At 45.2% G+C, this 26,199-nt stretch carries 19 protein-coding genes and 1 pseudogene; 10 read left to right on the forward strand and 10 right to left on the reverse strand.

Features of this window, described 5'->3' with window-relative positions; translation table 11 throughout:
- Positions 1-216: 216 nt before the first annotated feature.
- Positions 217-2,196, reverse strand: coding sequence for a PP2C family protein-serine/threonine phosphatase (locus RIG66_RS03400; protein WP_446375214.1), 1,980 nt, complete (start codon positions 2,194-2,196; stop codon positions 217-219).
- 313 nt (positions 2,197-2,509) lie between these two features.
- Here RIG66_RS03400 and RIG66_RS03405 point away from each other — a divergent pair, with 313 nt between their 5' ends.
- From RIG66_RS03405 to RIG66_RS03425, 5 genes are all read left to right on the forward strand, one after another.
- Positions 2,510-2,938 (forward strand): NfeD family protein, encoded by a 429-nt coding sequence (locus tag RIG66_RS03405; RefSeq protein WP_446375216.1) that lies wholly within the window; start codon positions 2,510-2,512, stop codon positions 2,936-2,938.
- Positions 2,939-3,009: 71 nt separating this feature from the next.
- Entirely contained in the window at positions 3,010-4,005 is a 996-nt protein-coding gene (locus RIG66_RS03410; RefSeq protein ID WP_446375218.1) for an SPFH domain-containing protein, read from the forward strand.
- Positions 4,006-4,095: 90 nt separating this feature from the next.
- Positions 4,096-5,058 carry an ADP-ribosylglycohydrolase family protein gene (locus tag RIG66_RS03415; RefSeq protein ID WP_446375220.1) on the forward strand — a complete coding sequence of 321 codons (963 nt, stop codon included), beginning with the start codon at positions 4,096-4,098 and terminating at the stop codon, positions 5,056-5,058.
- A 311-nt stretch (positions 5,059-5,369) separates the two neighbouring features.
- Entirely contained in the window at positions 5,370-6,836 is a 1,467-nt protein-coding gene (locus RIG66_RS03420) for a serine/threonine protein kinase (protein WP_446375222.1), read from the forward strand.
- Positions 6,823-8,100: a serine/threonine protein kinase gene (locus RIG66_RS03425; RefSeq protein WP_446375224.1), complete on the forward strand. Its 1,278-nt coding sequence runs from the start codon at positions 6,823-6,825 to the stop codon at positions 8,098-8,100. Before RIG66_RS03420 ends, RIG66_RS03425 begins: the two co-directional genes overlap by 14 nt.
- A 118-nt stretch (positions 8,101-8,218) precedes the next feature.
- Here the strand turns inward: RIG66_RS03425 and RIG66_RS03430 are convergent.
- The 5 genes and pseudogenes from RIG66_RS03430 to RIG66_RS03450 form a co-directional block, all read right to left on the reverse strand.
- Positions 8,219-8,383: pseudogene (locus RIG66_RS03430) on the reverse strand (HlyD family secretion protein); the annotation flags it as partial.
- A gap of 57 nt (positions 8,384-8,440) precedes the next feature.
- Positions 8,441-11,470, reverse strand: coding sequence for a CHAT domain-containing protein (locus RIG66_RS03435; RefSeq protein WP_446375226.1), 3,030 nt, complete (start codon positions 11,468-11,470; stop codon positions 8,441-8,443).
- 19 nt (positions 11,471-11,489) lie between these two features.
- Complete coding sequence (locus RIG66_RS03440) at positions 11,490-12,530, reverse strand: tetratricopeptide repeat protein (RefSeq protein WP_446375228.1); 1,041 nt, start codon at positions 12,528-12,530, stop codon at positions 11,490-11,492.
- A 47-nt stretch (positions 12,531-12,577) separates the two neighbouring features.
- Positions 12,578-13,663, reverse strand: coding sequence for a tetratricopeptide repeat protein (locus RIG66_RS03445; RefSeq protein WP_446375230.1), 1,086 nt, complete (start codon positions 13,661-13,663; stop codon positions 12,578-12,580).
- Between the two features lie 406 nt (positions 13,664-14,069).
- The gene (locus RIG66_RS03450; protein WP_446375232.1) at positions 14,070-15,170 is read right to left on the reverse strand and encodes a tetratricopeptide repeat protein; all 1,101 of its coding nucleotides are present in this window, start codon (positions 15,168-15,170) and stop codon (positions 14,070-14,072) included.
- 299 nt (positions 15,171-15,469) lie between these two features.
- Between RIG66_RS03450 and RIG66_RS03455 the strand changes: the two genes are divergently transcribed.
- The 4 genes from RIG66_RS03455 to RIG66_RS03470 all read left to right on the forward strand — a co-directional run bounded on the left by RIG66_RS03455 (position 15,470) and on the right by RIG66_RS03470 (position 21,667).
- On the forward strand, positions 15,470-16,042 hold the full coding sequence (locus RIG66_RS03455) for a helix-turn-helix domain-containing protein (RefSeq protein ID WP_446375234.1): 573 nt from the start codon (positions 15,470-15,472) through the stop codon (positions 16,040-16,042).
- A gap of 3 nt (positions 16,043-16,045) precedes the next feature.
- Positions 16,046-18,799 (forward strand): peptidase domain-containing ABC transporter, encoded by a 2,754-nt coding sequence (locus RIG66_RS03460; RefSeq protein ID WP_446375236.1) that lies wholly within the window; start codon positions 16,046-16,048, stop codon positions 18,797-18,799.
- 240 nt (positions 18,800-19,039) lie between these two features.
- A complete protein-coding gene (locus tag RIG66_RS03465) occupies positions 19,040-20,641 on the forward strand; it encodes an HlyD family efflux transporter periplasmic adaptor subunit (RefSeq protein ID WP_446375238.1) in 1,602 nt (533 codons plus the stop codon).
- 258 nt (positions 20,642-20,899) lie between these two features.
- Positions 20,900-21,667: a foldase protein PrsA gene (locus tag RIG66_RS03470; RefSeq protein WP_446375240.1), complete on the forward strand. Its 768-nt coding sequence runs from the start codon at positions 20,900-20,902 to the stop codon at positions 21,665-21,667.
- 53 nt (positions 21,668-21,720) lie between these two features.
- Here the strand turns inward: RIG66_RS03470 and RIG66_RS03475 are convergent, their stop codons facing one another.
- The 4 genes from RIG66_RS03475 to RIG66_RS03490 form a co-directional block, all read right to left on the reverse strand.
- Positions 21,721-22,776, reverse strand: a complete 1,056-nt coding sequence (locus tag RIG66_RS03475; protein WP_446375242.1) for a T3SS effector HopA1 family protein — start codon at positions 22,774-22,776, stop codon at positions 21,721-21,723.
- A gap of 19 nt (positions 22,777-22,795) precedes the next feature.
- The gene (locus RIG66_RS03480; RefSeq protein WP_446375244.1) at positions 22,796-23,956 is read right to left on the reverse strand and encodes an aminoglycoside phosphotransferase family protein; all 1,161 of its coding nucleotides are present in this window, start codon (positions 23,954-23,956) and stop codon (positions 22,796-22,798) included.
- 123 nt (positions 23,957-24,079) lie between these two features.
- Entirely contained in the window at positions 24,080-24,280 is a 201-nt protein-coding gene (locus tag RIG66_RS03485; RefSeq protein WP_446375246.1) for a hypothetical protein, read from the reverse strand.
- A 385-nt stretch (positions 24,281-24,665) separates the two neighbouring features.
- Positions 24,666-25,787: a T3SS effector HopA1 family protein gene (locus RIG66_RS03490; RefSeq protein ID WP_446375247.1), complete on the reverse strand. Its 1,122-nt coding sequence runs from the start codon at positions 25,785-25,787 to the stop codon at positions 24,666-24,668.
- Between the two features lie 143 nt (positions 25,788-25,930).
- Between RIG66_RS03490 and RIG66_RS03495 the strand changes: the two genes are divergently transcribed.
- Positions 25,931-26,098 carry a hypothetical protein gene (locus RIG66_RS03495; protein WP_446375249.1) on the forward strand — a complete coding sequence of 56 codons (168 nt, stop codon included), beginning with the start codon at positions 25,931-25,933 and terminating at the stop codon, positions 26,096-26,098.
- Positions 26,099-26,199: the final 101 nt, after the last annotated feature.

The raw sequence follows: 26,199 nt of genomic DNA on the forward strand, positions 1-26,199 counted from the left end.
TATTTGGCATGAGGAGTTTTAGCTTTACCTTCGATTCTAAAACCCCTCACTCTTTAACATGTCCCCGTAACCATTTTGGTAACGAGATGTTAGAAAAAGTTATTTGTGTTGATTGTTTACCGTTCATTGTTCATTGTTCATAGGACTGATGCATAGGATCTATCTGTAGGGTGCGTTAGCGTAGCGTAACGCACCATTGCCGCTACGCCCTGTCTCTTAATCCTCTAATTCAGGTGGTGAATCAGGGATAGACTCAGGCTGTTCTATCGATTGGGGAGGCGAAAAGCGATCGCGCATTTGTTTGAATGCTTGGGGATTGAGTAGCCACTGGGCAATAAACACAGCAGCGCCCGCCGAGAGGATAATCACCAGTATGCCAAAAACTCCTAAGATGATCTTGAACCAATCCTGACTAGAGGATGCGACTTCAACGTCTATGGGTTCGGACATTTCCTCGTCCTCCTCACCAACAGGTTCCTCTGTGGTTGGCAATTGAGTCTCTAACTCGATAGTCTGGGCATTCTTTTCCAGTTGTAATCCTTCCAGATTCAACACCACTGGATATTGTGGAGAAACACCACAATAGGTGAGAACAACGGAAGCATTATCATAACCATTCCGTTGATTTGCCTGATCAACCAGAAACTGTACTGCTGCTTCTAGGGATAGCTTGCCACTGAACACATCTTTGGCAAAATCCGCATAAACAGACTCGATCAAATTGTTATCACTTACCCCATCGGAACAGAGCAACAATAAACCATCTTCCTCTAAAATCAAGCGGCGTACATGGGGATAAAGAGACTCCGCATCCTTGGTTCCTACGGCTTGGGTTAATGCGCCAGCATCTGGGCGCTGTAAGGCATGACGGTACAAACTTCGACCCATCCTGACTTCCCGCGTTGCCACATCATCATCGACAGTAAGCTGTTGGCAGTAGTCGGGAGTGATCCAGTAGGCACGACTATCCCCGACACTGGCAATGTAGAGTTCGTGACTATTGCCTTCGCTATCCGATTGAATCACCGTTTGCGGCAATTGTAGGGCTAGGGTTAAAGTTGTACCCATACGCCGCCGCGATTCTCGTTCTTGTTGGTCGTTCTTAGAAGCAATAAGATTATTGACAACTCGAACAATTGCCGATAGTTGTTGTGCCACTAAATCCGGACTCATCAGTTCCGGATCTTCGAGTAACTCAGCTAGCAACGCCCGCACCTGAATTTTCACCGACTGCATGGCGATATGGCTAGCGACTTCGCCGCCTTCATGTCCGCCAATCCCATCACAGACGAGGGAGAGATGAGAAATCAGGGGATCAGGTTCTGCGGTCAAATCCGATCGCAAAGGATAGCAGCTATCCTCATTGTGGTCATGTAAAGGACCCGTATCCGTGAGTCCAGCGACTTCTAAACGTAAGGGTTGTCGCGACGATTGAGCCAACAGAAGCTGATTAAGCTGAACGGCAATTGCCTCAAAAGAGGGGTTAGGCGTTTGCATTTGCTGGGCGATATCTCGCAGTTGATCCGCCACCGCCACGGATGCTGTGCGACACCAAGATTCCCAACATTTTCCTAGCTGTTGCAGACTCGCCTGAGTTCGGGAGTGGGGTAGGGTTGTTGTACCTCTAGACGCACTGGTTGATGAGTCGGTTTTTTTACCTCTGACTGACAGGGGGACAGGTGCGGGATCAGAATCCGTCGTTCCATTCCTAACCAGTTCCCGCAGTCGCACCCGCCAGCCTTCGACTCGCACCTGTTCGGGATCAACCAGGGTGGCAGCTACGCCTAATTCAACTAACGGTTGCCATAACTCTAAAATTTGCCATAACCAATAAATCTGACGCACAGGGGAGGCTTTTGACCATTGTGAAGTAATCGCCGGATAGAGTTCACCGTTGTTGTCAATGGGGACATTTTCCAGCAAAATAATCGGCGTATCCGATTGAGAGTCTGCCCCGGAACAAACGCCATAAACCTCTGGAACGTGGAGACGATGGGGATAGAGGCGTAGATAGGGGAGAAACATGCCACCGATGCGATCGGGAGCCTGAGGTAACTCCTCTGGGTGCAGATCCAGCCAAATTTGAGGGGCAACGACTTGATACCGTTCGGCAACCATTTCCCCCGCTGGGATCGATGCAGCCGTTGCACCTACTGCCCACAGATAATGATTAGTTTGCGGCTGATCAGTACTCATAAATCTTAAATAATAATTTGGGAATGAATTGGCAACTGGAGTGTTTTAATACCAAGCGTCCCGATTCAGAGTTTAATTCCCTGTCATTCCCCTAGAATTAATAAGCATAATCAAAACACGGCGCTGTGTCTATAGTTTGTCCCTCATTCTTGGTCATTTTTCATTGGTTATTGCTTCCCCAGCTTCCCCAGCTTCCCCAGCTTCCCCAGCTTCCCCAGCTCCCCCAGCTCTCCCAGCTTCCCAAGAATGGCACAGTGGCAAACTAAACTAGAAGAATAAAATCCTTTCAACCCAGGATACGCTGGATTTTTATATGTCACTCAATCCTTCCCTACTTTGGCTCCTGGCAGGATCAATGCTTTGTCTGGTGGAGCTATTCGTGCCGACGGCGTTTGTTGCCTTTACCATGGGAATTAGCGCTTTAGTCGTGGCGCTGGTGGCGTTAATGATTCCCCTGTTTCCGGTACAAGTTGTGCTATGGTTGGCGCTATCCACAGCGCTGGTTATCGCATCTCGTCGCATTCTCCCAGCCGCCAAGATCGCTAAACGTTTCGATGCGGTGGAAGCTCGCACCCTGACCGAAATTCCCCCAGGAGAAACGGGACGCATCCTCTATGAAGGCAATTCTTGGCAAGCGCGTTGTGATGATGAAATGGCGGCGATCGCACCCAACCAAAAGGTTTATGTTGTCCGCCGTCAAGGTAACACACTCATTGTGGTTCCCCAGGATCTCTTACATTAAATTTTCCGTTTGAAAACTCTGGCTATTCTTTGTCGGTGGCATATTATCAAACTTTTAGGAGGTAAAATAACATGGAACTATTCACTTGGCTCATTGTTGTGGTGCTTGGCGGTTCCGGAATTGCTAGCTCCATTAAGATTGTCAATCAAGGGAATGAAGCGTTGGTTGAGCGATTGGGGAAATACAGCGGCAAAAAGCTGGAACCTGGCTTGAATATTATGGTTCCGGTTCTGGATCGCGTCGTATTTAAGGAAACAATTCGGGAAAAAGTGCTTGACATTCCTCCCCAAAAGTGCATCACTTGCGATAATGTTTCCATCAGCGTGGACGCCGTGGTCTATTGGCGGATCATGGATATGGAAAAAGCTTACTACAAGGTAGAAGATCTGCAAGCAGCAATGGTGAATTTAGTGCTGACACAGATTCGTTCAGAAATGGGCAAACTGGAACTGGATCAAACCTTTACGGCGCGTTCTGAAGTGAATGAAACCTTGCTGCGGGAATTGGATATTGCTACTGATCCTTGGGGCGTGAAAGTAACACGGGTGGAATTGCGGGATATTGTGCCATCTAAGGCGGTACAAGACTCGATGGAGTTGCAGATGTCAGCCGAACGGCGCAAACGGGCGGCAATTCTCACGTCAGAAGGGGAACGGGAATCGGCAGTGAATAGTGCCAGAGGGAACGCGGAAGCCCAAGTGCTGGATGCAGAAGCGCGACAAAAGGCGGCGATTTTAGACGCAGAGGCGCAACAAAAGGCGATTGTCCTCAAAGCCCAAGCCGAACGCCAGCAGTCCGTTCTCAAGGCGCAAGCCACCTCAGAGGCGCTGCAAATTGTGGCGAAGACACTCAAGAGTGATCCTGTTGCCCGTGATGCCCTGCAGTTCTTACTGGCACAGAATTATCTGGATATGGGTAAAGAGATTGGCAGTAGCGATAGTAGCAAGGTGATGTTTATGGACCCCCGTGCGATTCCGGCTACGATTGAGGGGATTCGATCCATGGTTGGCGATCGCGAATCGTTGGATTCGGAACCGTTCAATTTTGAGTCGCACAATAACCGTTAAGCTGGTAAAGGATCATTTGTTATTTGTCATCGTTTTCGGGTGGGCTATGCCCACCTTTTTTTTATTGTCTCAAGTGGGGAGGAATTGTTCATGGAAACCCGCCAATCTCAAGTCCTCGCCGGACTCCTAGGAGTCTGTGTGGGCGATGCGTTGGGTGTACCTGTTGAATTTACCACTAGGGAGGAACGCCTGCGATCGCCTGTCACGACTATGCAGGGCTATGGAACCTATAATCAGCCCCCAGGAACTTGGTCTGATGACAGTTCTCTCACCTTCTGTTTAGCCGAAAGCCTCTGTCAGGGATTTTCCCTCGACGCGATCGCCCAATCATTTTGTCGTTGGCATGATCAAGCCTATTGGACGCCTCACGGAACAGTTTTCGATATTGGGATGACGACAGCTACAGTCATTCGTCGCCTGCGTTGGGATCAGGTGTCACCCTTAGAATCAGGGAGTACGGATGAAATGAGTAATGGCAATGGGTCACTGATGCGAATTTTGCCCATGGCTTTTTATTATAAATCCCTAAAATTTCCCGAATTGATTCAAAAAACCCATCAAGTTTCTAGCATTACTCATGCCCATCTCCGTTCTCAGATGGCATGTGGTATTTATATCAGTATAGCGATTCGACTACTAGAAGGTGATGATCCAGCTACGGCTTATTTTAAAGGAATTCAACGGATTCAGGAAATCTACAATCAACCCCCCTACACCATAGAACTCGATAAATTTGCCAGAGTATTAGATGGAGAAATTGCCCAGTTTACTATGGAGGCGATTCAATCGAGTGGTTATGTTGTTCATAGCTTAGAAGCCGCGCTTTGGTGTTTTTTAACCAGTACATCTTATCCCCAGTCTGTGTTAAAAGCGGTTAATTTAGGTGGCGATACAGATACCACGGCGGCAATTACAGGTGGATTAGCGGGTCTATATTACGGAGTGGAACAAATTCCTCAAGACTGGCGCGACAAAATTGCCCGGAAAGACGATATTTTTGACCTCGCCAAGCGTTTAGCGTCAGCTATAAGCTGTTCGGCATTTAAACCTTAATATCAATAATGGGGAAATCTTTGTAGTGCGAGCATCTTGCTCGCTACTAATACCCAATTTAAATGCATGACAGCTTAGCCTCGGAAAACTCAACAAAGGACAAATGACCAATGGCAGGTAAAAGGGTAGAAGGAGGCAAAAGTTATATCGTATTGTAGGGGCGGGTTTAGCCGTTTAATTGATGGGTATACCGATAACTTATCAATAAAACTCACCCTCTTGTCGTTAAGATTTGAGACTAATAACCAATAACCAATGACCAATGACCAATGACGATTTTATAATAAAGATATCAATTCGGGCAGTTTGGTATGGAGCGATCGCATCAGCCTGGGGATATCATTGCTCAACGGTATCGTATTATAACTATCCTGGGGCAGGGAGGAACGGGGACAACCTACGAAGCGCAAGACCCAAAAAACAATCAACGGGTAGCGATCAAAGAAATGTCCTTGCGCCGGATTAAGGACTGGAAAGACTTGGATTTATTTGAACGGGAAGCCCAAGTGCTATCCTACCTCGATCACCCCGCTATTCCCAATTACCTGGATTACTTTGAGGTGGATACTCCCCAAACCCGCTTATTTTATATTGTGCAGGAATTAGCCCCGGGGCGATCGCTGTTTGATTGGGTTCAAAGCGGTTGGCGTACCCAAGAAGATGAAGTCAAAGATATCGCCATCCAAATCCTAGAAACCCTGATCTATCTTCACCACATTTCGCCCCCAATTATTCATCGCGATATCAAACCCCAAAATATTATCCGCCGAGAGGATGGACGGGTGTTTCTGGTCGATTTTGGTTCAGTACGTCATGCCTATTGGAATCGCCGAAACCAGGGTATGACTGTGGTTGGAACCTTTGGTTATATGGCACCAGAACAAGATCGAGGACAAGCCTATCCCGCCTCGGATTTGTATGGCTTAGCCGCTACCTTACTGTTTCTACTCACTCACCGTTCCCCCGCCGATTTACCCCAGAAACGGTTAAAACTTGACTTTCGTTCTCGTGTGAATGTGTCGCCAGAGTTTGCCGACTGGCTGGACAAAATGTTAGAACCCGTGGTGGAGGATCGATTTCTCTCGGCTCGGGCAGCGTTAAATGCTTTGCAAAATCCCCAAACCCTGATCCAACCTGTAGTAGAACATCGCCGTCGTCCTGCAGGAAGTCAGATTAGATTGACCGCCACAAACGAACAGTTAGAGATCACCATTCCGCCGACTGGGTTTAAGGGAACGGGTGGGTATTTGAATCCTGTGGCATGGAGTTTGCTCTTAATTCCAACCACATTACTAGCCTTTTTAGCGATCGCTATCCCAAATCATGTTTATCGGATAATCCTGATGATCAGTCCCTGGCTCTTTGTGGGGGCATACATCAGTCTTATCTTTATACTACATGAACTATCGGTGTTAAATATTGTATTGCGTGCAGCCAGCCACATTCAACTCAAAATTAACCCCAAAAAGTTTCAGTTACAGTGGAGGCTATTGGGGTTCAAAAAAACGATTCAGGGACGAACCGCAGAGATTAAGTGGATCGAAATTATTACCCAGTATACCGAAAAAAGGAAGTTAACCAAAACAACCGAACGGTATAAAATACCTGTACGAAAATGCCGACTTTTCACTCAAATGTCCCATCAACGGATTGAATTTGCCCAGTTCATCTCTCAACGGGAACGGGAGTGGGTGGTTGAGGAAGTAACCGCCTTTCTGGAACACCTGCATCAGCGTTATCCTCACCTGAAACCTGAGGATGATTATGAACGGACATAATCCAGGAGATTGTATCGCTGATCGCTATCAAATTATCCGGATTCTGGGTAGTGGGGGAACGGGGACAACCTACGCCGCGCAAGACCAAAAAACGGGTCAAAAGGTGGCAATTAAAGCCTTGTCCTTAGTAGGTATGACGGACTGGAAAGTCTTGGAACTCTTTGAACGTGAAGCCAAAGTTCTCTCCTGTTTAAATCATCCGGCAATTCCCAAGTATTTGGATTATTTTCAGGTCGAAATGCCCCAAAACCGCTGGTTCTATCTTGTCCAAGAATTAGCGTCTGGAACGTCTCTATCCCTATTAGTCAAACAAGGGTGGCAACCGGATGAGGCTAAAGTTCGGAAAATTGCCCGACAAATCTTGGAAATTCTCGACTATCTCCATAATTTAACCCCTCCCATTATTCACCGAGATCTTAACCCCCAAAATGTTATTCTGGATCAAAAAGGAAATGTATTTTTAGTCGATTTTGGGGCAGTCCAAAATGTTTATCGGAACACTCTGACTCAAGGAAGTACAGTCGTGGGAACCTATGGATACATGGCACCCGAACAGTTTCGAGGGCAAGCGTATATCGCTTCTGACTTATACGGTTTAGGGGCAACCTTATTGTTTCTAGTGACTCGTCGTTCTCCAGGCGATTTACCTCAACGCCGCCTCAAGATTGATTTTCGCGCTCAGGTACAATCAGAAGAATTAGCGAACTGGTTAGAGAAAATGCTCGAACCCGTTGCTGAAGACCGATTTGCTTCGGCTCAGGACGCTTTAATTGCATTACAAGGTGAACTCGCTGATCAAAATTCATTCATTGAGCCGTCTGTATCAATAAGTAATACTATCTTCTTAGAAAAACACGGGGACTATATCGTTGTAGATATTCCATTCTTAGCATGGTATGTGGTGGTGGGTTCCCTAATCGTATTTATTGGACTAATGTGTATTTGGCCTTTTATAATCGCCATCCTACCCTTATTAGTAGTCATTCGGGACAAGTTTATCAGTCACATCTACTTGAAAATTGACAAAAAAAATTTCCAGTTGCAGTGGCAGTTGCTAGGGTTAAGTTACTGGCGCAAGGGACGAACGGCAGATATTGACAGACTGGAAATAGACATTCGCTACAATTCAAACGGTCAACCCATTCGGTCTTGTGCTATTGTCGAAGGGGTTCGCACTCATCGTTTTGGTAAATATCTCAAGTTAACCGAGAAGGATTGGCTGGTGCAAGAATTGAATTGTTTTTTGGAACAGTTGCGTTCTTGAATCTCGTCATTGGTCATTCATTTGCTCCCCCAGCTCGCCATAGTGTTATGGCACATCGGTCGAAGGGTCATTGAGCTTAAATTTTTGACCCTATTTTCTTAGAAAATCAACATCCGACTTATAAATCTGTCATCAATCTTGCTTTTCTGAGCAAGAATTGAATAACCGTTTCTTGCCGAGAAATAATATCAGCCGTTCCCTCCATTCCCAATTGAACAGGACAATGGTTATTGCCCTGACGTAAAGACAGGGTTTCTGGCTTAATCGTGACTTCAAAAAAGGCGGAATGGTCTAAAGTCCAGAGATTTACCAACAGCGAGATTAGCATTATAGTTGGCGGCTAAATGGGGGAAGTTCCATCTCCAGTTAAAACGAATGCTGCCCAATAGTAAGGATGGGAATACTCCTGACGTATGTCATTCTGGGCTTGACGCAGAGCTTCAGCTTTGCTCATTCCCGCTTGTAAATAGCTGTAGAATTTTTCCATAAACCTTCCTGTTGCTTGATCATTTACACTCCAAAGACTGCCGATCACGCTGGGCGTTCCGGCATAGAGAAAGGCACGGTTGAGTCCCACTAGCTCATCTCCTTTGCTCAGCTTGCCGAGTTGTGTTTGGCAGGCGCTGAGAACGACAAGATTGGCGGCGCTTAAATCTAATCCGTAGATTTCATGAACTTCTAGCCGTCCATCCCGTTGGTCATCTGGGGCGAGATAAAGCGTACTGAATAGGGGGTTATGGGGATTGTACTTGCCGTGGGCAGCTAGGTGCAAAATTCCGGCATTTCCGGCTTGGGAAAAGACGGTAGTTTCCGTCGCATCTGTTCTGATGAGTGCCTGGGTATTATAAAGTTGAGCGATGGTATTGACTTCTTTCTCTGCATAGTGCAAGGCAGGCAGAGGTTCAACTGTAGTTGGATTGCCTAATGCGAGAACGATACCATTGTTGGGTTTGCGTTTCTCTGGTAGAAAGCGCAACACACTGGCACTAGGGAGGGAAGTAAGGGTGTAATCTTCGCTCAGATAGTGGGTGCCGTCGGTGAGGGCAGCAAAGGGGAGATAGTGGAGAATACCGTGGGAAACAATAGTTAGATGGGAAGTGGTTAAATATTTTTTCAGTGGAGCAAGTAGCCACTCATACAGGTGTTGCAGGTTTTTCGGATGGGGATTTTTCAGGTTGGTGAAGCGGCGAAAGGCTTCGATTTTCTTGGTTATGTCTTGCCGACTCACGTCTAAGCCAACGCAGTCAAAACTTTCACGGGTAATGATAAAGGCAAGAGTAACTTCTTTTGTGATAAAGTACTCGACTAGGGTGGTGTCTGGCTCAAGTAAACTCTGGATTTCCTCTAGAGTAGCTACGTCTGTGCTAACTAAGGAAGCAACTTCTGGACTCGTGAGTTTGAGATGGGTCAAGAGTTGAGTGTGCTCTTTTTCACAGCCATCAAGCTGCTTTTGCACCGCTGCGATCGCTTCTGTGTTTAACTGATTACCAGGATGAGAGCGGAGTTTGACAAGCTGAGTATGTAGCGCCCTAATCTCATGTTGCAGTGAAGCCTCTTGTTTTAAAAGATTGCTTAGTTGAGTCCGCAGTGCTGTAATTTGTGCTTTGACTGCCTCCTCCTGTTTTAAGAGTTTGGGATTAGCACCTGTGCGGAAATCAATCGCTCCATTGGCAATTTGGTCAAGGAAGGCTCTAGCTCGCGATCGCTCGACATAGTTAAAGGCTTCCTCAATGCGGTTTTTTCTCCACAATTGGTTGATCAGGAGTTCATAGGTGTTTACTTGCTTCTCAGCAAAACTGGTTTTCAATTCTTCAATTTTGATTTCGCCTTGAATGGATTCACTGGCTTCAATGCTGAGTTGATAATATTCAATTGCCTGCTGGTATTGCTCTAGAGAACGGTGAACACCACCCAGCTTTAGAAGAGAAGCTGCTTCGCCTTTTCGATCACCGATCTCCCGGAAAAGGGTTAAAGCCTGTTGATAGAACTCAATTGCCTGATGGTATTGCTCTAAAGTCGAGTAAGCAAGACCCAAATTTAGAAGAGAACCAGCTTCGCCAGAGCGATCACCGATTTCCTGCTGAATAGTTAGTGATTGCTGATACGAGTCAATCGCTAGCTGGTATTCCTTTACATGTTGCCAAACACCGCCCAGATTTAGAAGAGAACCCGCTTCGCCATTGCGATCGCCAATCTGCTGATAAATAGTCAGTGCTTCCAGATAGAACTCAAACTCCTTTTTACGTTGCCCTAGAGCACCGTAAGTAGCACCCAGATTGTTTAGAGATCTCGCTTCGCCAGTGCGATTACCTCTTTCCCGCGCAATGGTCAGTGATTGCTGAAAGTACTCAATCGCCTGCTCGTATTGCCCCAGAGAATTATAAGCCGCGCCTAAATTGTGTAGAGCAACAGCTTCAATTTGTTGCTCTCCTATCTCCTGGGCAAGGTTCAATGCCCGCAGATAGAACTCAATCGCTTTTTGGTATTGTCCTGTATGATTGTAATTACTGCCTAGATGGTCAAGAGCAGCACTTTCGCCTATTCGATTACCCATTTTTTGGTAAAAAGTCAGTACCTGCTGATAACACTCAATCGCCTGCGGGTATTGCCCTGTATAATTGTAAGCATTGCCCAGATTATTAAGAGCTATAGTTTCACGAAAGCGATCGCCTATCTCCTGGAAAAGAGTAAGTGCTTGCTGATGGCACTCAATCGCCTGCTTGTATTGTGAACTATTAAAGTAAACTACACCCAAATTAGTCAGAGAATCCGCTTCGTTAGGGCGATTACTTAACTCCCGGAAAATAGTCAACGCCTGCTGAAAGTACTCAATCGCCTTCTCATATTCCGCTATAAAATTGTAAGCACCACCTAGACAACCTAGAACATCAGCTTCGCCTTTTTGAGCGCCAATTTTCTGCTTAATGGTCAGTGATTGCTGATGGAACTCAATTGCCTGCGAGTATTGCCTGAGAAGAAAATAAGTCATACCCATATTTTTCAGAGCAGCACTTTCGCTAGATCGATCACCTACCTCCCGGAAAAGGGTCAATGCCGACTGATAGAACTCAATTGCCTTCGGGTATTGCCTGCGAGACAAGTAAACATTGCCCAGATTAAGAAGAGAAGACGCTTCACCCGATTGATTACCTATTTCCCGGTCAATGATCAGCGACTGCTGGAGGTACTTAATTGCCTGCTGGTATTGCTCTAGAGAATGGTAAATAATGCCCAGAGCTTTTAGAGAAGTAGCTTCGCCAGAGCGATCGCCTCTTTCTTTTTGAACAGTTAGTTTCTTCTGATAGGATTCAATTAACTCAGTTGGTTTTTGGAATCGAGTTGTAGGTAAACATACTAGGCTATCACTCATAATTTTAAAGTATTGGCTTTTAAAGATTCAACTGTACCTGTCTTTTCTCCAATTCACTCACCCATTGGCTATCCCCCAAAACTACATATCCATCTCGTGCCTGAATAAACCATCTCCTTGCAGCTTCAGAATTTCCCAGAGCCTGATAAACTTCCCCTAACCTAGCCGCAATCACCGCTTGCCCCTCAATATCAAAAGATGCCAGTTTAAAGGCTCTCAAGTAGTGAGTTTCCGCCAACCGATGCAGTCCTACCTCCTGATAAAGTTCCCCTAGAGTGCGATAAACGGCGGCAGTTTGACTGTCCTGCTTTACCCAAGCCTCCAGCGTCTCAATCGCCTCAGTTCTTAACTCATATCCTATATAGAGATACGCTTTCGCTAAGGCTTGTGCTTCTTGAGTTAATTCCCGATGTGCTGGTTGCTCCAAGACTGATAACACTGACTTCGCTTGAGCTTTATCTAACCGCCTAAATCCCAAATCTGGCATTTCTTCCTGCAAAGAAGATGTTCCCGTATCCGCCTCCACTATGAATGAGTAATCAACTCCCATCGCCAGCAGGGGTTCACCCGGATAAACTACCTCGCTGGCATTCACTTGTGTTTCCCAGAGTACATCGTCCTCACTCTCATCAATTACGCTTACCCTGTAGTGGGTAGCACCGGGTACAGCATTCCAGCGCAGTATGGGTAAGGCATTCAGTAAGAACGTGCGACGCGGACTGATAATGTAAGGAATGAGTGAATTTGTTCCGCCGCGTGGGGAAATGATTTTACTTTGACGCCCCGGTATAGCTTTAACGGCTGGGGGACAACCATTGGCTGCACCCGAAATCATACCTGCGGGTACGCGCCAAATTGTACTTCCATTGGCACATTGAACCAAGACTTTTGCTGTTGCGGCTGGTTGTAATAAATCACCCGGATAAAGCTCAGTCCCAATCTCTGTCGGTTGATAGTCTGACCAATTCTTGCGCTTGAGCAGGACTTCATCGGACGATTCAATAATCCAACCGATAGAATTATCAGAGAAGGGAGTTACGTCTAAGTCAGATAGGTGCATTCCCGATTTTTTACCATACCTTTTGTTAAACTAAGATGCAGTTAGCTCTAGCTATCTGTTTGTGCCAAATGTTGGCGTGCCAAATCAATCCAGGCATCCTCATCCGGTCGGTAACTACTAGCATATCTGAGGCAGTTTTCCCAGGCTACATAAGCTTCGGTCTTTTCTCCCAGATTGTCTAGAGTCTGAGCTAATAAGCAGTAAGCTGATGCCTGTTCCGTTTCCAGCTCAATCGCACTAATCAGACAGTCTTTTGCCTCCCGATGGCGACCCTGCTTTAGCCGTACCCAGCCCAGGTTTTTCCACAACGCATATTTTTCGGCGTTGTGTTTCGCTAACTTCAGTCCTTTCAGTAGCAAGTCAACCGCAGCGGCATAGTCTTTTTCTAGAATAGATAAACGTGCCTGGTTATTATAAGCAGCAGCAAGACCGTCCTGCATCGCTAGTCTGTATTCAGAGCGGGCACGGTCAAAGTCTTGGAGGTCTTCGTAGAATACCCCCAAATTGTAGTGAGTTTCTGCAAAGTTTGGCTCCAATTTGAGGGCTTCGGTAAAGTTATTGATAGCCAGTGGCAGTTGATCGTTGAGGTAATTGTCCACGCCGCGTTCGTTGTAGATGCTCGGTGAAAAGCGATGAACCGTCCCTAGGTTGCCAAGCGTCTGGGAGCGACTCGCGGGCAACGATTTTTTCGCTCGGCGATTCTCCCACTCTACATCAAACCGTTGCAGGTTTGCCTGTTTTTCGTACCTGTGATGCCAAAGTTTCAGGGTAAAGTGCCAATCATGTAAACCCTTCGTTCCAGGACGGTTATCTGTCAAAATCCCCAAGAAATTTGCCAGCCGCTTGAGCGCTTGCTTGATTTGGTTGCTATTTAACTTGCCATCGTAGGGGTCTAGGGCTGTCAGTTGTTCCAGAAATCTTACCTTTGTCCTGACGACCAACTGGTTCTCATTCTGCCAGTTGACCTGAATTTTTAGATGCTCTCCATTCTCCAATTCGTCATTCGCGTAAGCCAGTAATGCCTCAAAGAGGCGTTTTGCCTGCTTTTTCGCTTCTGGTCCGTAGTGTGGTCTCGCCATCGCCAAGTCAAACCCTGTCAGAAAGTTGGGGGATTCTCCTAATTTTAGCAACATTCCCTAACTGTCTATCGCTTATTGTAGAAAGTTTCTAGCGTCCGGCGCGGGTAGCTGGTTTGAAGGCAATTCCCCCAATTATTCTAAGTTCAAGGGTCAAATGACTGCCAAGCACCGCCAGCATGATGAAGATTGTGATGTGAGTGTGAACAGCAGTCTTGATTTGTTGTGAACTTTAGTTGGCTACAGCCATGTATTACTTTGCACTCATCGGTAACTCTATGTCTACTCACTCTATTCAGGAGGAGGATGAGGATGAGGATGAGGATGAGGATGTGCCAATTGTTCCTAATCCTTGATGTCGAACTCTAGTACCGCTACCTGGAACGGAAAACGTCACTTGATGTCGAACTCTAGTACCGCTACCTGGAACGGAAAACGTCACTCGTTGTCCAGACGTTTTTGCCTAATTGCCTGAAGGTTTTAGGCGTTCGCGTGCCTGAAACTGCCAGAAGTCTAATTCCGGAGATCTCCAAGCGACTTCTTTTCGTCTCTTGTCTCTGGTGTCATAGGTAAGGCAGTTTGCCCATGATACCAGAGCGCTTTCCTCGTCCCCTTGAATGTCTTGCATTTGTGCCAGTAAACAGTAACTAGCCGCACGTTCGCTATCTAATTCAATTGCCTTTTGCAGGTGATATTGGGCGTCAGAATAGTGTTTTTGTAGCAGATACGCCCAACCCAAGTTTTTGTGGACAGAGGATTTCACCGAAGCATCCTTAACCTGGTTTATTCTTGGTAAGAGTCGCTCAATCGCTGTAGCGCTGTTTCCTGCCAAAATGTCTAAACGAGCCAGGTTACTCAGGGCAGCATCGGCGGCGCGTCCCTTGTGGTTGGCTGCCACTTGGTAATGGTGGTAGGCACGCTCACTATCTTCCAGCTTTTCATAGGTTGAACCCAGGTTGTAGTGAGCGCCGCCTAGGTTGGGATTAAATTCAATTGCCCACTGTAAATAAAATGCAGCACTTTGGAAGTCCCCGTCTAGGTAGCGTTCATAGCCAATTTTGTTGAGATTTTTAGCAATTTGCTTCCGTTTGGGTTCCTCGTCAATTAGTTGGCTGAAGGTTTTGAGGAGCTGCTCGCGAACAGGTTGAGTCATGGCGGGTAACTGCCAGATGACATCAGGTTCATCTTGAGAGTCTGCTGCTAATTTTGCTGACTCAGGGGTTTGGGTATCCCCTCTCTCAGCATCACTGGTGTCTTTGGCATTGGCTGTTTCGGGTGTCACCTCATTGGCAGTGACAGGGGTGGAGTCTGTGAGTAGTTCAGGTTTGTACTTGGCAACGAGCTTAGCGACTTCCAAGCGTTTGTAGCGGCGCTCATCGGCATGGTTATTGTCTAAGCCTAATGTTTGACAAGTCCGTTCAATATGTTTTCTGACTGTTGCTTCTCCAATCTCCAGAGACTTGGCGATCGCTCCATCGGTTTCACCCGCCAATACTCGTCGTAACACCTGCTTGCGTCGAGGTGTTAGCCGATTAAATGCTTGCTCGAACTCCTCTTGATTCATTCTGTTTCATCGCTGGCTAGCTCATCCCATCCACACTTGTGACTGTTACTTCCAAAGTTGGCTGTGACTTGACTTTTAATTCTCCACAATTCTAGCCGACATACTTTCCTATGTCTTTAGGGGTATTCGTCTATTGCCGCAACTAGATTGACAACTAGCGAAATAATTGTCACAATAGTGACTTGTAAGTCACTATTGTGACCACTTTAACCAACTTGTGACTGTATCGGCAAGGGGAAATCATCACCTTGATGGTTGACGCTCAGTGATTCGCCATAACTGAAATTCCAGAAGGAGAGATGACGGTGAAAACATCGGGTCAGTATCTAACACCGTTTCAGCGCAAACTACTGCAAAAAAGTCTGCAAGAGGATTTACCGGAAAAGTACCGCCAGCGGATTGAAATCATGTTGCTGGCAGATGAAGGGATATCGCAAGCCAAAATTTGTCAAACCTTGGGGTGTTGTCCAGCAACCGCACGGCATTGGATACACATCGCCCGTGCGGGAATGGCACACCAATGGCAAGAGAGTCGGATTGGTCGCCCGAAGACAGTGAATGATCAGTATTTAGAGCGGTTGAAAGAACTGGTGAGCCATAGTCCTCGTGATTATGGCTATTCATTTGGGCGTTGGACCGGGCAATGGTTAAGTAAGCATCTGGCGAAAGAGTTGGGGATTGAGGTGAGCGATCGCAATGTTAACCTTTTGCTCAAGAAAATGGGACTCTCCACTCGACCCAAATCCGATTCAGCGCCAGAGGTAACGGAGTTGGAAACCCCTCAAGGCTCTCGCATCAGAATTGGGGACTTGCAATCTGCTTGCGAGTCCGAACTCCCGTGGTCACTCAATTTTATCAAGACCAGTAACTAACTCATGGTTCAGAAGTCATCAGCTTTTTCCCAGCAACAGTTCGGTCAACAGCTTGCCCAAACCTTGGGACAGGCTCTTTCCGATGCGGAACTCTCAAACTGTTTTCAGCAGATTGAAATTCTCCAGCCAAAAGCAGGCAAACGGTTCTGGCAAACAGCAGAGGCGACGGTGGGACTCTATATCATTTTGGCGGGTAAAGTCAGACTGCTCAATAGTACAGATGATTTAATCACGTCACTAGAGACAGGGGCATCATTTGGTGAACTCACTCTGTTTCCAGAGGAGGAATTCCACCCCTATGCGGCTAGAGCTTCCGTCAAATTGAGGCTTTGCTATATTCCCGGTGATGTTTTGCGATCGCTCATTCGCCAGTATCCCTCGATAAAAGAGCATATGTACGCCAGTGCAGTACGCCGAGATTCACAGGTGAGGGGGGCAAACACTAGCCAATCGACGGACAACCCATCGGTTACAGCATTTCCCCGTCACTCTGAGGCGGTTGTCTTGTCTCAACTGTCTGTTGAACAAAAACCCCAGTCCCAGATTAGTCGAGCGTACTTCCCCAACCCTACCGTAAAAGTAGGTCAGTGGTGGGGGCGAATCACCCGACGCTATCCCTTCTTTGCCCAGCAAAGTGCCTCGGATTGCGGTGCGGCTTGCTTGGTGATGGTGGGGCGCTACTGGGGGAAGCGGTTTAGTGTGAATCGCCTGCGGGATATTGCCAATGTTGACCGCAATGGGGCGTCACTGCGGGGGTTAGCCGCCGCCGCTGAGAGCATTGGGTTTACGACTCGTCCGGTAAAAGCCAGTCTGAATAAACTGGCTGAACAACGGTTACCGGCGATTGTCCATTGGCAAGGGAAGCACTATATTGTCGTTTATGAAGTAACACGCGATCGCGTGATTGTGGCTGATCCAGCTATTGGTCAGCGTAGCCTAACTTATGCCCAATTTAAAGCGGATTGGACGGGCTATACCTTATTACTGCAACCTACAGCCCTGCTCAAGCAGGCTCAAGAAGCCAGCACCCCCTTCTGGCAATTCTTTGAACTGGTGAAACCCCACCAACTCGTGTTGCTGGAGGTGTTGATTGCTTCGGTTTTGATTCAGATTTTTGGACTGATCACACCCCTATTTACTCAGTTGCTGTTGGATCGGGTGGTTGTACAGCGCAGCACATTGACGTTAACCGCCGTCGGGTTAGGGTTACTCATCTTTGGCTTGTTTAGAGTCGCCATGACGGGCTTGCGGCAGTACCTTCTGGATCATACTGCCAACCGAGTCGATTTAGCGCTGATTGTCGGTTTTATTAGCCATACCTTCCGGCTTCCTTTGAGTTTCTTTGAGTCTCGTTATGTGGGAGACATCATTTCCCGCGTCCAGGAAAATCGCAAAATTCAGCGTTTTCTTACAGGTGAAGCCCTATCTATTCTGCTGGATTTACTGACGGTGTTTATCTATGTGGGATTGATGCTTTGGTACAGTTGGAAGATGGCGCTGTTAACGTTAGTTATTGTACCACCATTTGTGTTACTGGCGTTAATTGCGACACCCTTTTTACAGCGAGTTTCCCGTGAGATTTTTGGGGCTTATACGGAGGAAACGGGGTACTTAATCCAATCCCTGACGGGTATTCGTACTGTTAAATCTATGGCAGTTGAGCAGACGGTGCGCTGGCATTGGGAGGATTTGTTTGGTAAGTCGATTAAAACGTCGTTTTCTGGGCAGGTGATTGGTAATACACTCCAGACGTTTAGCTTAACCATTGAAGCCGTAGTCACGACGGCATTACTCTGGTTTGGGGCGTGGCTGGTGATTCAAAATGAACTCACGATTGGGCAATTAGTCGCGTTTAATATGTTGCTGGGGAATGTGATTCGTCCCTTCCAGCGGCTGATTGTGTTGTGGAATGATTTGCAGGAAGTGGTGATTGCGGTGGAGCGGATTAATGATGTGATTGATACTGAACCGGAGGAAGATTTACACTCGTCATCTCGTCAATTTTTACCCCCGATTCGCGGACATATTCGGTTTGAGCAAGTCACGTTTCGTTACCATCCCGAAAGTGATCTGAATACCTTAGAAAATCTCAGTTTTGAGGTGCAGCCAGGGCAAATGGTGGCGCTGGTTGGGCGTAGTGGTTCGGGGAAGACGACGATTTCTAAGCTGGTTTTGGGACTTTATCCTGCTACTGAAGGAAAGATTCTAATTGATGGCTACGATGTTACCAGTTTATCCCTGCGATCGCTCCGTCAGCAAATTGGTGTGGTTGACCAGGATACGTTTCTATTTGGGGGTACAATACGGGACAATATTACGGTGGGTCATCCCGAAGCTACGTTGGATGATGTGATTGAAGCGGCTAAACAGGCGGGAGCGCATCAGTTTATTAAAGAATTGCCCATGGGTTATGAAACCCAAATTGGTGAAGGGGGAGGAATGTTATCGGGGGGACAACGACAGCGCCTTGCGATTGCTCGTGCTTTATTAGGAAATCCGCGATTGTTGATTTTAGATGAAGCGACGAGTAATCTTGATGCTGAATCGGAACGGATTATTCAGACGAATCTGAATACGATTCTGACGAATCGGACAACATTAGTGATTGCTCATCGTCTGTCAACTGTCCGCAATGCTGACCGAATTTTGGTGTTGGATAGAGGGGTTTTGGTGGAAAGTGGAACTCACGATGAATTAATGGCAAAACGGGGTCAGTATTTCTACCTGAATCAGCAGCAATTTACGATGACGGGTTGAATTAACGGTTAATCGCTAATGGGAATTAGAGACTGTCTAGTGTACTTTGTCATTTTGAACGCTGACATTTTAATTAGAAAGGAAGCATATCACCTTTGTAGTGGCGTGGCACAGCTAAAATAGTGCTTTGTTTGTAGTAAGCACTTTAGTGCTTTAACGCATAACTGGAGAGGGCTAAAGCCCTCACTACAAAACAAATCTATCCCACAGTTAGCTGATGGCTTTTCCTTATAAATTCCAATGAACAATGAACAATTAACAATCAACACTAATATGCCAAACCTATCGACACAGGAACCAGGGAGTCGGAATGGTTACTATCGTGGTGAGAAAGAACTGTCTGAAGCGATTATGACTAATAATCCGGCTCAAACAGCACTACCCAATCAGGTAAATTCATCTGAACTGATTAGTGAAGATTGGTCATCGTTGACTAAGGAACTGATTGATACTGTACCGCGAGTTTGGACGCGGGGGTTGTTGTATTTTTTAGTCGTGTTTGCGGGGATTGCCTTACCCTGGGCAATGTTAGCTAAGGTGGATGAAACCGGGAGTGCTAGAGGACGACTAGAGCCCCAGGGAAATGTGTTTAAAGTCGATGCACCCGTGGCGGGGACAGTAGCTAAGGTTTTAGTTAAGGAAGGTCAATTTGTCACCAACAAACAGCCGTTACTAGAACTGGAATCCGAGGAGATTAAGAGCGAACTCCAGCAAGCTCAGACGAGATTAGAAGGGCAACAAAATCGGCTGGCGCAGTTGGAATTGATGAAAAACCAATTACTCTTAGGAGTTCGCGCTCAACAACAACAGAACCAAGCTCAAGCATTGGAAAAACAGGCTCAAGTGGAGCAAGCACGGCAGAATTTGGAGTCTCTCAGGAATTCTTACAACTTACAAAAGGAGGAGAAACTGGCTCAAGTCAATCAAGCAGAGAAAAACCTTGAATATAGCAAAACTGCCTTGAATTTAGCAGAAATTCGTTTAGCTAAGGCACAACGAGAAGTCCAACGTTACCGCAAAATTCAGGAGCAAGGTGTGGTTCCGGAAATTAAGGTAGTTGAACAGGAAGATTTGGCTCAAGAACGGCAACGATTGCAGGAACAAGCGAAGTCGGATGTTCAGCAATCTAAGTTGAGGAAAGAAGAGCAACAAAGTAGCTATCAGAGGATTATTCATCAAGCTCAGTCTGATATTGAGCAAGCCAAACTTCGCTTACAAGAGCAGCAAAAGAGCTATCAGAGTTTGAGTCATTCGGGGGATATTGCTATGCTTAAAAGTGAAGAGCAGATCAAAGAACTGCAAACCCAAGTTACGACGCTTAAAGCCGAAATTGCTCAGAGTAAAAGTCAGATTCAAGCTTGGGAATTTCAGTTAGGACAACGAGTGTTACGCGCCCCCGTGAATGGGACAGTTTTTCAGTTACCGATTCAACGAACTGGGGCGGTAGTACAACCGAGTACGTTAATTGCTGAAATTGCACCCAAGAATGCTTCCCTTATCCTGCGGGCGCAGATGGCGACATCTGAAAGTGGAACGCTGGGTGAAGGGATGTCGGTCAAGATGAAGTTTGATGCTTATCCGTTTCAAGATTACGGAGTAGTCGAAGGAACGGTGAGTCAGATTTCACCTACGTCTAAGGTGACGGAAACTGAGCAGGGTCAGATAGCTACCTTTGACCTGGAAATTGAGTTGAAACAGACTTGTATTAAAAGTTCGCAAGGTTGTACAGAGTTGGCAGCGGGACAGACAGCAACGGCTGAGGTGATTGTTCGGCAGCGTCGGATTATTGATTTTATTCTTGATCCGTTTAAGAAGTTGCAAAAAGGGGGGTTTGAACTTTAAATGTTTTAGGCAATGGATTCGGGTTTGCCGGAAAATTAGCCCCGTGACATTGGCTGGTTGAAATAGGCAGTCAATAATCTAATTGAGAAGCTTAGTTTTCGCAGTATGTGGCGCAACGTTAGTAGAGACGTTGCATGCAACGTCTCTACAACTTTTCGGTTTCACCAAAATGTGACTAAACCCGCCCAGACGCGCCATGGCGCGTCTCTACAATAGTTTATAGACTTCCCGTTAAAAATTAAAATTGAGGAGCATATCATGTCCCAAGCAATTACGATTTCCCATGAAGATATTCTGCATCAAGTTAAGCTATCCTGTCAGATTCCTGAGATAGTGGAGCAAATTGTTACTCGCAAGGTTATTGCGGATGCCGCAGCGGAGGCAGGGATTAAAGTGGAGACGGAGGAACTTCAGAAAGCAGCAGACCAATTCCGGTTAGTTAATAAACTCCGGAGTGCTGACGAAACTTGGGCATGGCTGAAAAAACATGGTTTGTCTCTAGACAATTTTGAAGAATTGATTTACAACAACTTGAGCATTGATAAGGTTTTAAAAAATTTATTTGCAGATAAAATTGATGCCTATTTTTTTGAACACCAGTTAAATTATGCAGGTGTGGTCATGTATGAGGTTGTCTTAGATGATGAAGATTTAGCGCTGGAACTCTTTTATACAATTCAGGAAGGTGAGATGAGCTTCTGTGATGTTGCTCACCAACACATCCAAGATATAGAGTTACGCCGAAAAGGAGGATATCGGGGAATAGTTAGCCGTAAGTATTTGAAACCAGAGATTTCTGCTGCTATTTTTACTGCGAACCCTCCCCAGGTTCTTAAACCTATTGTGACTTCTAAGGGAGTACACCTGATTTTGGTAGAGGAGATTATTCAACCGGAATTGGATGATAGGCTTCGCCAGGAAATTGGTTCAGATTTGTGGTATGAATGGCTGAAGCAACAAATTCAGCAAGTTGAGGTTGTTAAGTACTTGGACTCCAATAGCCTAAGTTCTCATCCCAAATCCTAACCTTGCGTTTTATTCACTTGACAAGAAGTAAATTTACTCTCACACCATTGGGTTCAATCTAATGGTGTGTAGATATCTTCAGAGTTAGGATTGAGGTAGGGACGCTCTAAGTCAATTCCTAGGCACTCAAAGTGTTGGAGTATATACTTCATTCGAGATCCTGGAGATTCATCACCATTTTTATGAGCTTTTAGTAAGGCATTGGCAACAATTTGGCAGCGGTTCATTCCAAAAGTTTCCATGAAGTGAGATCGGTATTCAGGTTCAGGATGTTCTGCTAAAGCAAGCCCTGGAGCAAGCATCTTAGTAAATATGGGAATTTGAGTTTGAAAACATGGTTTATTTTCTGCGTAAACAGTCTGTAAAACTTGCCTAACTACTTCGTAGCTATCCTTATCAATTCGTAGATTTCCTGAGTCATAGCGCCCGTAATTAGAAGGATTATACAACACCTCTAAACAGAAAGGAATCTTTATTTCATTTAATCTTGTTGTTAAATATTTCATAATTGCAACTGCACCTTCAGCGCTGAAGTTAAAGTAGATAAATACAGGAAAATTGTCAAAAAAACTAACTAAATCACCAAACGCCATATAATATTGATTTATAATTCGGCTAGATGGTGAATAGACTGACACAAAGTCACCTATCACAGCCGATTGCTCTTCTAACCGAAGATGACGGTCTCGTTGGATATGTACGGTAACACCTTTCTTTTGCACTGATAGACTGCCATTGACTTCCTGTTTCAGGATGCGAAAGCCTGGGTTCCACCAGCCTTTCCCTTGATTGTTCTTGTCTAGTCGTTCACAGAATTCCCAATCTACTTCGGCGGCAATATTATCTAACTCAATTTCATAATCTGCCTTAACTACTTGGTTTCTTGTTAGTGCAATTTCTCCGCTGTAGTAAATATAAAATATTAAGTTACGCAGGAGTGAACTAAGGTGCTGATCTTGAATTTTTTGAGGTAGTTTTTTAAGCACGGCTATGACATCGACATCATCAGCTTGTTTTGGCATTTGATAGTTAGGATGACTTACTGATAAATCCAAATATTTAACTTGTACGTGACTAGCAATTTCTTGAACGAGCTGAATGACTTGCATAAATACTGCTCCTAGTGTATTATTCAAGATTTTTTATTCCAAAAACAGATTTAAATGATTCTTCTGGTCTACAAAGCAGGGTTTTTGCCAAGTGAAGTATGTATATACATTGATTATTAAAAGTCTTGAAAGACTGGAGTCTTTCTATAATCTCATATATTAAAGCCAGACCAGTAAACCGGATGATTTGATTAATAAAGTCGGGATATTCCTCTAAAATTTTTGGGAAGCTACTAATATATGATCTGGTCAAGGTAACAACTGAAGGTTGAATAAGTTCTAAAGGTACTGTGGCTAGCCGTAAAGATTGCTCCAAATTAATAGCAGGATGTACAATTATGCTGTTTAACCACAATAGCAAATAACCAGCTATCACTGTTCCTAAATCAAAAGCTGGATCGCCCCAGCTACAAGTTTCCCAGTTAACTATCTTAATGATGCTCTCATCAGATGGCTCGACTTTAGATAAAAGTATCTCCAGATTGATGGGAACTAAAATGTTATCTAACCGAATCTTATTGTGTGTTAGGCAATAGTGATTATGCTTAGCTACAAGCTCTGTAACTGCTGTTCTCAGGCTTTCAGAGCGTTGATAAACAGCCATAAAGGGAAAGCCTTCTAAGGGAAACTCTTCAACTAAGCTCTCAAGCGAAGGTTTGTCTAACAGATGACCAGGATAAGGAAATTGATAGAAATATTTACCTTCAATAGTCTCATTCATGAAATCGTAGCAGTTACGAGAATTTAAAGTCTCACGATGTAGGGTTCCTAAAGTAACACCTACCCACCTTGATATTGCCATTGGAAAATTTTTCTGACTTTTGTAAAAATTTACTAAATTTAGATAACCTTTCGGATATTGGTATATTAAAATTGCATTGCTATTATCAACATAAAGTATTTCTAAGTTTAACGATGGAGTGAAACATAAATCTGGACAAGACTGTAAAGTGTCATGAAACTGCAACTCCCGTCTAATTCTATTTTTGATATCATCATCTTGGTAAAAACAATCCTGTTTGACTATCAGTCTGTTACCATTTGGCAAATCGAGAGTCAAAAAAATGAAATTATTACTAGGTTTTGGATAAAATTTTATCGATTCCACATTTGTTTCTTGTAAAATACCAGCAGCAATTAAGTAGTGTACTACATTGTTAGAGCTTAGCTTTATCTTCATAGATCACTCGTTTTACATTTAGTCTTTACGCAGTCTATTGAGTTGAAGGGGTGGGATGAATAGCACCATTAAGGTATTAAACTCCCATCCCAAATTCAAATTTAACCCAGGATCATTGGGATGCTACTTAACAGCAACCGGTTTTGGAAGGTCGCCATTACAGGTATATGCATCTGTACAGACGCAGCCAGCTGCAACAGTACAGTCACCACCGCCAACTAGGGAATTGAACTCACCATCATTCAGTTCATCCATGAAACCTTCAAGATCGCTAAACAATTCAGCACCTGTAGGTTGGATGTCATTAACACTTATATTAGCCATTTGAGTTTTTCTCCAATGAATGTGTGTTCTTGAATAGGAATTACTTGGTCATCTTTAATTCCTAATTACATCTTATCTAGATAAAATGAATATGTCTATAATTTTATTTTAATACAAAAGAAATAAAAATTATATTTTTATCTATCTTTTTATTTATGATAAATTTTTAATAAACATAACCTGTTATATTTTTATAAATTTTGTGTAATAATTAGCAAAAATAAACTATTACAGAAGTATATATTGTTGAAAAAGTCAAGCAGTTATTTCTCCAAAAATCTTGAAGAGCAAAATCCGCAAAAAATCAGCCCAAGAACACTCTTGGACTGAACTATAAAAATTACCGACGAATGTAGAATCCTTTTTGGAGGTTTGGGAAGAGCAGCTACATAAGTATACCAGCGCGTAGATATATATCCTCAGAATTGGCATTGAGGTACGAACGCCGCCAGTCAATCCCTAGGAGGGAGAATTGTTGCAAAATAGCTTTCATCCGCCCCTCTGGCGACTCATCCCCCTGATACCAAGCCTCCAGTAACCCATTCGCCACAATCTGACACCGATTCATGCCAAAGCTTTCCTTTTGAGCGAACTTTTGGTCAGGTTCCTCTGCCAACCCCAACCCCGGTGCTAACTGCATCGTAAATAAGGGAACCTCATCCTGAAAATACGCTTGATTCTCCCCATACACAGCCTGCAAAACGTCCCTAACTACCTCATAGTCACTCTTATCGAAGTACAGCACCCCGGAATCATGCCGCCCATAATCCTTTGGATTGTACAAAACCTTGAAATTAAAAGGAATCGCCTTCTCATTTAGCCGTTGCGTCAGGCTACCCATCACCGCAACTGCACCTTCAGGAGTCAAATTGAAGTAGACACGCACCGTCACCGACTCACCCTTTGCATCCTCAAGACGATTTGACCCCACATTGCCAACCGCCATATAAAAGCCGTTTTGCACAAAATTCTTAGGCATCCGGATAGCTACCGAATCACCCACAACAGCAGCCTGTTCCGATGGTTGAAGATGCTTATCGCGCTGAATATGCAGCCTCAAACTCCCCTTCGTCACCGCTAAACTGCCATCACTTTCCTGCCTGAGAACATACCAACCTCTATCAAAATAGCCAGTACCGCTATTGCTGTCATGCAATCGCTGATAAAACCCCAAATCTACCCCCAACATGGTGTTATTCTCCAGGTCTAGTGGCAGAGGATTTGAATCTGCCTCTGGTGCCAGGGCGGTTCGCATTGAGCCATTGTAATAAATCCCGTAGAGAAAACTCCGCAGTTGCAGACTCAGATATTTCTGCTGAATATCCCCAGGCATTTTCTGAAAACGGGCAACCACCTCAGCAGGCAATTCAAAGGGTTTGTAATCAGGATGACGAATGCAGAAATTCGACTGAATCTCCACCTTGTTAACAATATCCTCTAGAACATCCAGTAATCGCCCAGTTGCCTCAGTCGTTCGCTGAGTTTGAGGAGAATCGAGTAATTGCATAATCGTTTGTCACTAAATATATTGGAACTTACGCTTCCTTCTTACTCCCCTCTCCCCAGGGTGGGAGAGGGGTTGGGGGTGAGGGGGTTGTGGCTTAAGTTGACACGGATGGGCACTGCCGTGCCCATCCGTGTCAACTTAAGGTGAAAAGCTCGGTTGAGCAAGGGTGTCGGGTGTCGGGTGTCGGGTGTCGGGTGTCGGGTGTCGAGTGTCGGGTGTCGAGTGTCGGGTGTCGGTTAAAAAACCTAACACATACCATCATTCACCTCACCTATTCATCCACAACGTTTTTTCCAAACAGGAAACTTTAATACATAGTGAGCCAAAATTGCTCGCTCCCCCCACACCCCACACCCCATACCCCACACCCAGTATCCTATCGTGGGTAATGTGGCTTAAGTTGACACCAATG

The organism is Coleofasciculus sp. E2-BRE-01 (assembly GCF_040221695.1).
GTDB lineage: Bacteria > Cyanobacteriota > Cyanobacteriia > Cyanobacteriales > Coleofasciculaceae > Coleofasciculus.

Coding starts and splice junctions, on each gene's coding strand:
- RIG66_RS03440 (WP_446375228.1), bottom strand. CDS start 12,530: ATGCACCTATCTGACTTAGACGTAACTCCCTTCTCTGATAATTCTATC.
- RIG66_RS03460 (WP_446375236.1), top strand. CDS start 16,046: ATGGTTCAGAAGTCATCAGCTTTTTCCCAGCAACAGTTCGGTCAACAG.
- RIG66_RS03480 (WP_446375244.1), bottom strand. CDS start 23,956: ATGAAGATAAAGCTAAGCTCTAACAATGTAGTACACTACTTAATTGCT.
- RIG66_RS03465 (WP_446375238.1), top strand. CDS start 19,040: ATGAACAATGAACAATTAACAATCAACACTAATATGCCAAACCTATCG.
- RIG66_RS03415 (WP_446375220.1), top strand. CDS start 4,096: ATGGAAACCCGCCAATCTCAAGTCCTCGCCGGACTCCTAGGAGTCTGT.
- RIG66_RS03425 (WP_446375224.1), top strand. CDS start 6,823: ATGAACGGACATAATCCAGGAGATTGTATCGCTGATCGCTATCAAATT.
- RIG66_RS03475 (WP_446375242.1), bottom strand. CDS start 22,776: ATGCAAGTCATTCAGCTCGTTCAAGAAATTGCTAGTCACGTACAAGTT.
- RIG66_RS03435 (WP_446375226.1), bottom strand. CDS start 11,470: ATGAGTGATAGCCTAGTATGTTTACCTACAACTCGATTCCAAAAACCA.
- RIG66_RS03400 (WP_446375214.1), bottom strand. CDS start 2,196: ATGAGTACTGATCAGCCGCAAACTAATCATTATCTGTGGGCAGTAGGT.
- RIG66_RS03490 (WP_446375247.1), bottom strand. CDS start 25,787: ATGCAATTACTCGATTCTCCTCAAACTCAGCGAACGACTGAGGCAACT.
- RIG66_RS03410 (WP_446375218.1), top strand. CDS start 3,010: ATGGAACTATTCACTTGGCTCATTGTTGTGGTGCTTGGCGGTTCCGGA.
- RIG66_RS03450 (WP_446375232.1), bottom strand. CDS start 15,170: ATGAATCAAGAGGAGTTCGAGCAAGCATTTAATCGGCTAACACCTCGA.
- RIG66_RS03405 (WP_446375216.1), top strand. CDS start 2,510: ATGTCACTCAATCCTTCCCTACTTTGGCTCCTGGCAGGATCAATGCTT.
- RIG66_RS03445 (WP_446375230.1), bottom strand. CDS start 13,663: ATGTTGCTAAAATTAGGAGAATCCCCCAACTTTCTGACAGGGTTTGAC.
- RIG66_RS03485 (WP_446375246.1), bottom strand. CDS start 24,280: ATGGCTAATATAAGTGTTAATGACATCCAACCTACAGGTGCTGAATTG.
- RIG66_RS03455 (WP_446375234.1), top strand. CDS start 15,470: ATGACGGTGAAAACATCGGGTCAGTATCTAACACCGTTTCAGCGCAAA.
- RIG66_RS03470 (WP_446375240.1), top strand. CDS start 20,900: ATGTCCCAAGCAATTACGATTTCCCATGAAGATATTCTGCATCAAGTT.
- RIG66_RS03420 (WP_446375222.1), top strand. CDS start 5,370: ATGGAGCGATCGCATCAGCCTGGGGATATCATTGCTCAACGGTATCGT.